Genomic DNA, 10,997 nt, shown 5'->3' on the forward strand with positions numbered 1-10,997 from the left:
ACAGAGGTAACCACAACCACCACAGGGGTCTTAACAAAAAAAACAAAAAAAAGCCTCTTGTTGCCCCCCCCCCCTGAGGAGGGGCGGGGTTGGCGGGGTGGGGGGGCGCACGCCCGACCCTCCGTCACAGCTGGTTCGTCGGATCGAGAGCGTTCTCGCCCGCATCCTCGTACACAGCGGAGCTGGTGACGTCGAGCCACTTCACCTTCTCCTCCTCGGCCGACCGCCCACTTCGCCGCCTGGTACGCCGACAGCCCGGGCGCCACCGCCCGACCCCCGACCGACGAAACCTGGATGAGCTGCACGGCACGGACCTGGTCGCCGTACCGCCTGACGAGATCCTCGAGCTGCTCCGGGCGACGCGCGGTGGCGACGAGATGGTGGCCCGCTTCCAGTACCGCGTCGGAGCTCGAGCGGCCGAGCCCGCGGGACCGCCAGTGACCAGGAAGACCTTCGACATGCCCCGAACGCTATGGCGACCGACGAAGCCGTCGCTTGCGTCAAATGACGACTCTTCCGTCGACTTGCAGTCGTCGGCGAGAAGTGTCGGGGGCGGCTGTTACGTTGCCCGGGTCCGAAGATGAAGGAGGAGGGAACAGCTGTGGCCGATGTGGCATTGCGGGAACTCGAGGACGGCGATCTCGATGGGCTGTTCGAGCAGATGCGGGATCCGGAGTCGGTCCGGATGGCTGCTTTCGTCTTCAGGGATCCCAACGACCGCGAGGCGTTCGATGCTCATATGGAGCGGATCAGGTCCGCGCCCGACATCACCAACCGCGCGATCACCCGCGGCGACCGGCTCGTCGGCAGCATCGCGTGCTTCGTCATCGAGGGCGAAACCGAGATCACCTACTGGATCGATCGCTCGGCCTGGGGACAGGGAGTGGCCAGCCAAGCCCTGACACTCTTCCTCCAAACCGTGCAGATCCGACCTCTGTACGCGAGAGCCGCCTCCGACAACGCCGGATCCCTCAAGGTCCTGCAGAAGGCCGGATTCCACATCACCGGCACCGAAGTCACCTACGCAAACGCCCGAAACGCCGAAATCGAAGAAACCCTCCTCCGCCTCGACTAGGTCGTTCGATCAGGAACGCCGGGCTCTCGCGGAGGCAGTTGGGGACATCATGGTTGTGTGGCCAACAAGGAGGAATCGAGACATCCTTCGCCGACGAGATGTTGGTGTTGCGGCGGGGAGTACGACGAGCGCGAGCTTGTGCGTCTGGGCGCCCATCCGGAGGTCGGAATCTGCCTGTCGTGCGCCGTCGACGTGAAGCAGCGCGCCGGTGAACGCGAGGACGAACTCAGACCCACGGCGACCACGAACCTACGAACCGGCGTACGACGCACGCGCGCCTGGGTGATCGCCCACGACTGGCACAACCGCCGGCTAATCGGCCCGCTACTGCGCCGACTCAACCGCCATCTCCCCTGAGCCAAGCAGCTGGCCGAAGAGCCGCACGGCCAGGCTCTCGGCGTCGCTCTGGTTGATGATCTGGCCTGGCACGTCGGGATGCGCGGCAACCCATGCCCGTGCGGACGAGCTGTCGGCGAAGAAGTTCAGGTAGTCACAGCAGCAGTCCGCCGACGGCCCACCACCGGCGTCGGCGCCGATGAACACCAGGGCTCCGGCCGGTTCCCACGATGTGACACCGGCCCGAGTGACCACCCTGATCGGCCGGCCATTGGTGACATCGACAGACTCGATCACGGTGTCCTGGCCGAGCATGGGCGCGATACCGAGGGCGTCGATCGCACACATCGCGTAAGCCTCGACCTGGTCGCCGATCCGCACGCGGTGCCTCGTCGGGACTGCGGAGAACGGGTACGCGACCGCGATCTCGCCGTACGACGTCAACCGGATTGCATCCACGTCGTGCAGGGCCCGCAGTACGTCAGCCTGAAGGTCATCCGGCGCCCGGCCTGTGGCGGCGAACGAACGCAGAATCAGTTGATGCGCCGCCCGCTCGTCCGCAGCTAACGGCAGGGCGCGCGTCCGCCACGCACTCAGAACCTCGCCCGGTGGCGGGTCTCCGCCGAGCGCAGCGCGCAGTTGCTCGACGGACGGCGCCGGCACGATCCGGCCTTCGTCATCTCGATACAGGCGACACGACAGACCGCACTCACACTCCCCCGGCTCACCAAAGGGATCGACGCCGTCGATCAACAAGGTCGGAGAACCGGCCATCCCGAACCGCGCCGCGTCCGCGTCGCTCTCGATCACCCGCGTCACCACCAGCAGATCGGTCAATAGGGCGAGCCGTTCCAGCAACGGCGACAGATTCGGACAGCCCGGCACGTGCAACACCTCGAGCCTCATCGGATCGCCTCCAGCAACGTGCACCGGCGATCCGTCCGCGGCAGATCACACGTTGCCACAAGCTCGGACAGCGAGTCGTGCATCCGCTGCAGATCTGCGATCCGCGCCGCCAGATCGCCACGCCGATGCTCGGCCAACGTCCGCGCCGCATCACAACTCTCCGGACCACCACCCTCGAGCTGCAGCAACTCCTCCACCTCGCCCAGCGTGAACCCCAACTCCTGCGCCCGCTTCACGAACCGCAGCACCCCCACCGCCGACACCGGATAATCCCGATAACCACCCGGCGACCGCGGCGGCTCCTCCAGCAGCCCACGCCGCTCGTAGTACCGCAACGTCTCGGCGTTCACCCCAGCCCGACCAGCTAGCTCACCCGTTCGCATACCCCCATCGTGAACCCCGGACCTAACTACAGAGTCAACCCGCAATCCCTGAAGTCGCCGCTCCCGACGATGTCCTACGCCAGTACGACCCTCCCGGCGGCCTCGGACTCGCGATCGGGTGGCGGATCGTCGTACCCTCACGCGGGTGACAGGAGCGGAGATCCCCAGCGCATTTCACGACCTGCTGTCCTCGACAGCAGTCGCCTTCGTAGGCACGATCGGCAAACGCGGCGAACCCCAGGTAACGCCACTGTGGTTCCACTGGGACGGCGAACGCGTCCGCATCAGCCTGGTAGAAGGCCGCCAGAAACTCCGCAACCTCCGCCGCGACCCCCGGATCTCCCTCACCATCGTCGACCCAGCCCAGCCAACCCACTACCTCGAACTCCGAGGCCGAATCGACGACCTAGCCGTCGACCCAGACCTCACGCTGGAGAAAACGATCGCCCGAAAATACACCGGCGACTGGACAGACGTAGAACCACCGAACACCCCGCGCTACGCAACCTCGATCATCGTCGAACGCACCACAAACCAACTCGGCCATCCGTAGACCAGGCGAGCGGGCGAGGAATCCTGCCTCGGTCAGTACGGCGATCTGTCGGCGGCCGATCTTCTCGACCACTACGCGAGGTTCTCCCAGGCAGCTCAGATCCTCTGCCCAGGAGAACCGCGGGGCGGCCGGATCCGCCACTCCGGCCGCCGTTTACCCGCGGTCCCGCCTGGTGACCGGGGCCGAGGGCAATCTTTGGTGTGGCCCGCCGGGTACGAACGGGCCACATCGCAAAGCCTACTGATTCACTACACATTCAGTGCACCGTCTCACGGTGTGGACCGGCGCCCCGCAACTTCCGCGCACGGTGGCCAGTTGCAGGATCGAGCACGAGATCGACCCCACGACCACCCGTGAACTCCCGGACGCGCCCGGAGAATCCCTCACGAAGGAACACCGAGTCGTACCGAACTGCTCGGCGTACCCGATCTTCTCAACCGCCCGACCGTGCCCAGCGGCGACTGTGCCGACACCACCGGCAGCGGCATGAGTCAGAACGGTGTCACCGGCAACAATCCGCCCGGTCCCGCGAGTAGTCCGTACGCCGTCGTCAGCACAGTCGGTGCTCCCGCGGCGATCACCGCATCGAGGTCCCCGATGCCGAGCGATAGGTGCCGAGGGCGTCAACAGCAGGCCGACCAAATCGCGGACATCGTGGGCATGTCAAGCGTCGGCGGCGGCCTGCAGGTGCGTCAGTACACGGCGGTGCGCGCCCTGTGTAGCGACGACATCCCGGCGTTCGACGGCCTCCTCGAGGTCCGCGAGGCGCCTCCGGAACTCCGCGGGGGCGCCAACCTGGGTCAGGTTGCGGAAGCGCTCAAGTCCGTCGCGGAGCATCGCCACGTACTGCTCCTCGTCGACCTGCCGCGCGCCGTAGGCGGTCACGAACGTTCGGGCGTCCTGGGCAAGTTGTTGCCCAGCAGGGTCGTGGCCGAAGGCGTGTTCGAGGAGCTCCGCCTGCCAGGTTGCCGTCTGCCGGATGTCCGCCCGGTCGCCAAATGCGAGCTGTTTCAGGGTGAGCGCCATGTCGACGCGCTCCAGCAGCGCTCCGAGGCAGACGAGCGCGTCCGCAGCACGCTTGTCCATCGCGATCCTGGCGTTCTCGACCGCCGCGGTGACGTCGAGAGGGTCGTCGCCGGCGACCTCGACCAGCATTGCACCGATGCCGTCCCATCGCTCGCGCAGCTCCTTGATCCAGCGGGTGCGAGATGGGAGCGTGCGCAGCGCCGCCAGTGCTGCCTCGGCCTCGGCCTCGGCACCCTCGACGTGCCAGCCGTGCTGGAGCCGGGTGAAGACTGACCGATGGCGCTCTACCGCGTGCCCGAGCGCGTCCGACTGTGACCCGAGCCGGGTACCGAGGCTGAACCCGTTGACCGCCGCGGTACCCGCCATTTCGAAAATGTCGACGACGTCGATCTCGCCGACCCGGCCGTTCGGCGGCTTGAAGCTCACGCTCAGCCAGCGGTTCTCGCCGGGCTCGAGGCCCTTGAGCACGATCTGACCCCGCGGCTCCGCCGCGAAACGAGCGACTCCGGTGGCTTCGATGCTCACCGTCTTCACTCGGCGTCGCGTCCTGTCGGGTATTTCGTACTCGAGGACCAGGTCGCGTCGCACGGTGGCCGCGTTGTGGACGACCCCGAAGAGCGTGGCTTCGCAGGACTCGATCCCGCGCGCGGGAGTGACCGACAGGCCCATGTTGCGCTGCGCTTTGTTGTTGTCGTCCAGGAGCTCGAGGTCCTGGCCCGGCCAGCCGGGCGCGCGGCCCCGCAGGCTCTCTCCCACGTACGGGTCGTTCGGCGCGGAGATCTCCACGGCCAGGCAGAGGTGCGACGAGCCGACCGGGTTGAGGTGCCAGTGGAACGGGGTGGTCGTGACGGGTCCCACATCGGCCGCGTTGAAGGTGACCGTAGCGTCCGGGTCCGGGAAGGAGACGTCGGGGTCGATCGAGCTGGCGTCGGCATAGTTGCTGCCGGTCCCGAGCTTGGAGACGAGGAAATGGGCGGTCACTATGGTCGCGCCAACTGCCGGTCCCGGAGCGCGACGCCGGATCCGCGCGAAGGCCCAGTTCTCGCCGACCACGCCGGCGCCGTTGCCCGCAGGCTCGTTGTCGGGCTGATCGTTGGGGAATGCGCCAGGCGAGGTCCCGCGCCGGTTCCACACGTCAGGGGTTTGCCAGAACGCCGGATGGGTCGACGGCTCCACACCGTTGTCGCCGCTGGCCGGGCTGTCGGTCCAGTCGCGCACGTAGAAGTCCTCGTGCGGCTCGGTGTCGTTGTAGTGGAGGTAGAAGGGGTCGATGGAGTTTCCGATCACGGTGATGCCGTCGGTGTCGAGCAGCCGCTGATTTGCCCAGTCAGCGTTCCGCAGGTAAGTGACGTTCCCTGGGAAGTCCGCGGCGACCGGTTGGTTGTAACCGCAGAACGCACCGTGGAAGTCCTTGCCGACCGCAATGAGGTTCGCGTAGTCGCCGATCGTCGGCTGGAACGTCCCGCCGAGGTCGCGGAGGTTCGCGACGACCATGTCGGCGCGAACGGTGGCGAAATGGTCGTCAGAGAGCACCAGGTGGGTCTCCCAGCGCGATCCGGCCGCCGGGGTCTCGAGCCGCTGGTACAGCAGGCCCACTGTGCCTCGCACGCTGACCGCGAGCCCGGGATTGGTGACGTTGTCGATCGGTGGGAACAGATCGCCGGTCCAGTTCGCGCCACCGTCGTCGGAGCGGCGAAGGTGCAGCCGGAACGGCGACGCCTGGGTCACTGCCCCGTCGCACCAGGCGACGTAGACGCGACGGGACTCGCGCGGGTCGACCGCGATAGCGACGCGTGAGCTGACTCGCACACTGCCAAGCAGCGTGCCGACCGGCGGCACCGTGACAGGGCCGGCCACGCGCCGTCCCGCCGCTGCGTCGCCTGGTTCGACGAGGCTTGTCCAGCCGCCCGAGCCCCAATTGTCATCACGCACCACCACAATGTCCGAACCGGCGGGCCGAACGCCGACGAACAGCCCGTAGACCACCCCCGAGCGATGGACACCCCCGCGGACCGACGGCCGGTCGCCGCCAGCCCGCGCCTCAATGTCCACCGGGGCGCCGAACCCCGCCGGCGGCGCCGCAGTGGCAGCATCGAGCGAGAACTGAACCTCGGCCGTGCCTGTGTTCATGGTCACGTAGACGCGGTCGCGCGTACCTCCGCCGGTGCCGCCGACCCAGCCCGACTCCACCCAGGGTTGGTCGGGACCAGCGCGGTCGACCAGCACGGTCATGGGCCCTATGGGCGGGAACGTCGGTGCGCGCAGGATGTTCAGGTTCGCGTTGTCGCGACGCAGGATCCCGGCGTACAGCTCTCCGGTCGTCCCGCCGAAGCGCACGGAGATGTCGCCGGTCACGTTGCCGCCGGGAACGCAGACGTCGAGTATCCAGGTCGCACCGCCGTCCGTGGAGACGAAGATCGGCGCGTTGCCCGACGCCGCGGGGTCGACCGTGAAGGCCGTCACCGCGACCTGGCGAGGATCGACAGGGTTGACGGCGACGCTGCACTCGCTGTCCTGCCGGGTCTCGCCGCTGAGCGACGCCGGGATGACGTTCACCAAGAACAATGGCATGCCGTCGCGCTTCCTTCCTTACGCCTGGAGAACCTGCAGCAGGAGCTGGATCCGCGGTAGCAAGCCGGGTGCGTGGAAGTCCAGCTCGTCGGGTGCCTCGAAGCCGTTGGCGACGGCCGGAGGCCGCCCGGTCATGGCCTCGCGGTCCCTGCTGGCGAGGGAGTGCAGCAGCCAGATCCCTTCCTGCCCTTGCACGAACACCGGCATCTCGGACCACTTCTGCGTCCGCGGGAACGGAAACACGACCCGCGGACCCTCCGCGGGCTGGCCCTTGAGGACCCGCCACACCAGCAAGTCGGCGACGCGCCAGGACGGGGCCGCCTCGCCGATCGGTTGCGGCGCGGCCGCAGCGGACTCCGCCACGAAGGGCTCAACCGATTCCACGCGGCCGTAGACCACGGCGTCCGCGTGACGCAGCCGCGCCGACAGCTCGTCGTCCTGCTGGCGGAGCTTCTCCGCGAGGATCTCCTCGCGCATGCGCGCTGCCTGGCGGCCGGGGGCAACGCGCGCGAGCTCGGTTACTCCGAGTTGGTCGCCGTAGACCAGGCTTGACGCCATGAGCAGCAGGCGCTGGCCGCGGCGTAGATCCGGCCCCGCGAGCCGCACCGTGACGTCCTGGCCCGTGAGGTCGCCAAGGGCGTGCGGCGCGACGACGACGTCGTCCACGCGGACGACCACTGTCGGCACCTCTTCGGTGTCCAGCACTTCCAGGTTGGAGCCACCGGGCCGCAGAACGGTGCCGAAGAACACAAAGGGCGCCGATCGCGCGGTCTCTACGATCTCCGGTGGCAGGCCTGCGTCCCTTGGCACGAACACCCCTCCTACCGTCCGTCGAGCGATCCCGATGCTCCCCCGGCACCGTCAGTACAAGGATTCGGCGATCCCGGACATCTCCTTCACCGCCATGGCATCAGCCGCAAAGGCGTGATTCGTCGAAATCGAGTTTGCTCTTGTCTCAAAAGGTGGATCGGATCCATTCTGCACTGCGATCTGTCGTGGCGGGAGGGTTCACGTGGCCGGTATCTTCCGATCTTGTGACCACGAGATCTCACCGCATCTCGTCCTCGTAAGTCATTGAAAGCAGCAACTGTCGGTTGTCATTGAAAGACTGCGCGGCCTCCTCCTCAGTCCGTTGCTGCGGCTCGCGGGCGGTGCCACTCGTGGCGGGCGGCTGCTCCGAGGGTGATGGCAATCAGGCCCAGGACGGCAACGATGACCCACTCAAGCGTGCCGCTGCCCCCGTCTGGGTCCCAGCCGGTGAGGAGTTCGATCCACTCCCGGCTGATCAACGTCACGAGCGCGAGCACGAGAGCTGCAGCGGAGAAGCCGGCCTGCAACCAGAAGCGGGTACGGACTGCGGGATGTGACTGCGTCATGACAAGCTCCTCTGCTTCGAAGACTGAATTCACGTCAAGCAACGGCCTTCGGCGGATCGGCGAGGCCGAGCGTGTTCAGCAGGATGGTGACCCCGCCTGCACGAATCCGAACTCCAGGAACGCGCGAACGCTCAAGCGCGGCCGCCCCGCGGCGATCCGAAAGCCGTCGCCCGCACCGGGACAGCGCCGTGCTCGGGGTCGCTGGAATCGTAATTGCCCGCCCATCACGATCCCTCGACCTGCGTGGTCACCTCCCAAACGCCGCGGCTCCGGGTTCCGACACGCAGCAATTGCTCGCCTTGATGGACCAGCAGGTCCACCGCAAGACAGTTCGGAAGCCCAGTGCCGTAGACCGACCAACTTCCGCCTGCGTCAAGCGATTCGAACACTCCGACGTCACACGCCACCCACACGCGATCGTTGCTGCCGGGATCGGTGACGACCGCATTAACGGGTATGGCCAGATTCGCGGTCACGTCCGTCCAGTTCGCGCCCGCGTCATCGGACCGGAAGACCGCGCCGGGGTTGGAATAGGTCACCCAGTACCGGTTCGCGTTCTCCGAATCGACAAGAACGTCGCTGATCCAGCCGTTCCTCGGCCGTGCGAGTGCTGCGGCATCACCCCATTTCCCGTTGTCGAAGCGGATGCGATAGACGTCTCCCTGGATCGTGCCGACAAGAACCGTCTCCGAGTCCGGGATCGCGAGCGCCGAGGCTATCGATCGCTGGCCGCCTCCCAGATCGATCTCGGACCAGGTGTCGCCGGCGTCCCTCGAGAGATGAACGGTGTGCCCGGCCTTCACCACTACCGGACCATTGACCTCCACCGGCGGGTAGAACAGCTGGAGAGGCGTATCAGCATCCCCGGGAGGAGTGACGTCCTGCCAGCTGTTCCGATCCCCGCGATGATCCGAGCGCTCCATGTACATGTGGTAGTACGAGTGGTAGCAGACATCAGGCTCCGACATGTCGGTGCCGCAATCACCACCGTCTCCCAGGCCCACTTGCGTCCACAGGTTGGGAGACTCCCGACGGATCGTGCCGTTGTCCTGCAACCCTGCCAGCATCCAGGTCGATTCGTCCGGCCGCTGTGCGAGGTATTCCACCTCGCTGATCGCGAGACCCGCGTTCAGCGACTGCCAGGACGTGCCGCGATCCGGACTACGGAAGATGCCTCCGTCGCTGCCGGCATAGACCACGTTCGGATCCGAGGGGTCGAAGGCAAGCGCCGCCCGCTCGCGCGCCGCGTGACCGTAGGACTGCGATGACGCCGACCGCTCCTCACTCTCAGCGATCGACAGTGGTCTCGCCTCACGGCTCAGGCCTCGAGCGTCGAGAAATGCCGCCTCTCTGAGGAAGGTCTTCCGACGCACACCTTGCTCACCACTCGATCCGTCCCTGGCTGCCGGCCCAGGCCCGCGTTCCTTGAGCTCGATCGGACCTTTCATGTTTGCCGCCCCCCTGCAAATGTCTACTCGTGCTCGTCCGGCCGGCTCTCGGCCGGTGGCGACGACTCGTCAGGCTCAGTCTCGGAATCCCGCTCATCGGCCGCTGATTCATCGTCGAGCGGAAGCTCACGAGGACCCGTCAGTCCGCGCGAGTCCTCGAACTGACGACGTCGGCCTTCCTCCCGCCCACCCGGCGGACCCACCCCATGACGTCTACTCACCCTGCGATCTCCTTCGAGTGCGCATTGTGGAATGCATAGTGTCCAAGCGCACGCCTGCGGTGCAGCAGCCAAGGCCGACAGCGACCCCGTAACAATCAACAGGGGCGAGCCGTCGCAGTCCTCTCCCCACATGTGCCGCGTCGAATTCAGCGTGGCACCGGCCGTGATAACACGCAAGAGGGACCGATCCGACCAGTAATCGCTATGTCCATTCAAGACTGACCATTCGATATCCCACACCGACTGTTCATGTGTTTGAGCGATATCCGGTAGACCAATTCGATTAGATCAGGTCCCTGACAACTGCAACGAGTTCGCTCATAACCGCAAGCGTGAAACCGATCGCCTTCCTCGCACCAAGTCCCTCGACCTCGCGACCGGCGCACTACACCTGTGCGGATCGAAGTTCGCGAGGGGCACCGTCTGGCGGCGAGGAGACGGCGGGGCGCTTGCAGCGGCCTCCGGAAGACTTAGCGGATGACGGCGTTCGTTCAGGGCCGACCCAGACGGCAGCTTCCCGAGCTCACCGGCGAAGTTCTTCGGGGTACGCCGCGCAGGATCACCCAGTACGGCGAGGAGATCCTGCACCGCCCGTGCCAGCGTGTCACCGAGTTCGGTGCGGAGCGTTGGACCGGGCTGATCGACGACATGTTCACGACGATGTGGATCGCCGAAGGATGTGGACTGGCCGCCAACCAGGTCGACGTCGACGCGCGACTGTTCGTCTATGACCTGATCGACGGGAACGGCGACCGTCACCTCGGTCATGTGTTCAACCCGCGGATCGAGGCGATGTCCGGCCTCTTCGGTGAGCAGGATGGTGATGAGGGCTGCCTGTCGGTGCCGGGAGCACGCGAGTTGCTCACGCGGCCCGCGAGGGTGACCTTGCACGGCTTCGACGTGGAAGGACGGCCGTTCAGCATCGACGCGGGCGGGTACTTCGCGCGGTGCCTGGTGCACGAGACGCAGCACCTCGACGGCCTGCTGTACGTCGACCACCTCAGCCCGGCGTCTCGGGATCGCGCGCTGGCTCACGCCGCAGTACGCCGTACCGACGTCATGGCCCGGCGTGCGGCGCGACAGCCTCAGCTTGGTAAGTAGG

At 66.6% G+C, this 10,997-nt stretch carries 11 protein-coding genes; 3 read left to right on the forward strand and 8 right to left on the reverse strand.

Annotation, left to right across the window (positions count from 1 at the left end):
* Positions 1–124: 124 nt before the first annotated feature.
* Positions 125–460, reverse strand: a complete 336-nt coding sequence (locus ACZ3HV_RS43280) for a hypothetical protein (protein ID WP_465693644.1) — start codon at positions 458–460, stop codon at positions 125–127.
* Between the two features lie 141 nt (positions 461–601).
* Here ACZ3HV_RS43280 and ACZ3HV_RS43285 point away from each other — a divergent pair, with 141 nt between their 5' ends.
* On the forward strand, positions 602–1,075 hold the full coding sequence (locus ACZ3HV_RS43285; RefSeq protein WP_465693645.1) for a GNAT family N-acetyltransferase: 474 nt from the start codon (positions 602–604) through the stop codon (positions 1,073–1,075).
* A 324-nt stretch (positions 1,076–1,399) separates the two neighbouring features.
* Here the strand turns inward: ACZ3HV_RS43285 and ACZ3HV_RS43290 are convergent, their stop codons facing one another.
* Positions 1,400–2,317, reverse strand: a complete 918-nt coding sequence (locus tag ACZ3HV_RS43290) for an alkylmercury lyase family protein (RefSeq protein WP_465693646.1) — start codon at positions 2,315–2,317, stop codon at positions 1,400–1,402.
* Entirely contained in the window at positions 2,314–2,700 is a 387-nt protein-coding gene (locus tag ACZ3HV_RS43295) for a MerR family transcriptional regulator (RefSeq protein WP_465693648.1), read from the reverse strand. Before ACZ3HV_RS43295 ends, ACZ3HV_RS43290 begins: the two co-directional genes overlap by 4 nt.
* 145 nt (positions 2,701–2,845) lie before the next feature.
* On the opposite strand from ACZ3HV_RS43295, the gene ACZ3HV_RS43300 reads away from it, so the two are divergent.
* Positions 2,846–3,253, forward strand: a complete 408-nt coding sequence (locus ACZ3HV_RS43300) for a PPOX class F420-dependent oxidoreductase (protein WP_465693649.1) — start codon at positions 2,846–2,848, stop codon at positions 3,251–3,253.
* A gap of 663 nt (positions 3,254–3,916) precedes the next feature.
* On the opposite strand, the gene ACZ3HV_RS43305 is transcribed toward ACZ3HV_RS43300, so the two are convergent.
* From ACZ3HV_RS43305 to ACZ3HV_RS43325, 5 genes are all read right to left on the reverse strand, one after another.
* A complete protein-coding gene (locus ACZ3HV_RS43305; RefSeq protein WP_465693650.1) occupies positions 3,917–6,850 on the reverse strand; it encodes a hypothetical protein in 2,934 nt (977 codons plus the stop codon).
* Positions 6,851–6,868: 18 nt separating this feature from the next.
* Positions 6,869–7,660, reverse strand: coding sequence for a hypothetical protein (locus tag ACZ3HV_RS43310; protein WP_465693652.1), 792 nt, complete (start codon positions 7,658–7,660; stop codon positions 6,869–6,871).
* Positions 7,661–7,974: 314 nt separating this feature from the next.
* Positions 7,975–8,226, reverse strand: a complete 252-nt coding sequence (locus ACZ3HV_RS43315) for a hypothetical protein (RefSeq protein ID WP_465693653.1) — start codon at positions 8,224–8,226, stop codon at positions 7,975–7,977.
* 224 nt (positions 8,227–8,450) lie between these two features.
* Positions 8,451–9,599, reverse strand: coding sequence for a WD40/YVTN/BNR-like repeat-containing protein (locus ACZ3HV_RS43320; protein ID WP_465693655.1), 1,149 nt, complete (start codon positions 9,597–9,599; stop codon positions 8,451–8,453).
* Between the two features lie 98 nt (positions 9,600–9,697).
* Positions 9,698–9,895, reverse strand: a complete 198-nt coding sequence (locus ACZ3HV_RS43325) for a hypothetical protein (RefSeq protein WP_465693656.1) — start codon at positions 9,893–9,895, stop codon at positions 9,698–9,700.
* 477 nt (positions 9,896–10,372) lie between these two features.
* Here ACZ3HV_RS43325 and def point away from each other — a divergent pair, with 477 nt between their 5' ends.
* Positions 10,373–10,996, forward strand: coding sequence for a peptide deformylase (def, locus tag ACZ3HV_RS43330; protein ID WP_465693657.1), 624 nt, complete (start codon positions 10,373–10,375; stop codon positions 10,994–10,996).
* Position 10,997: the final 1 nt, after the last annotated feature.

The organism is Kribbella sp. NPDC020701 (assembly GCF_055562215.1).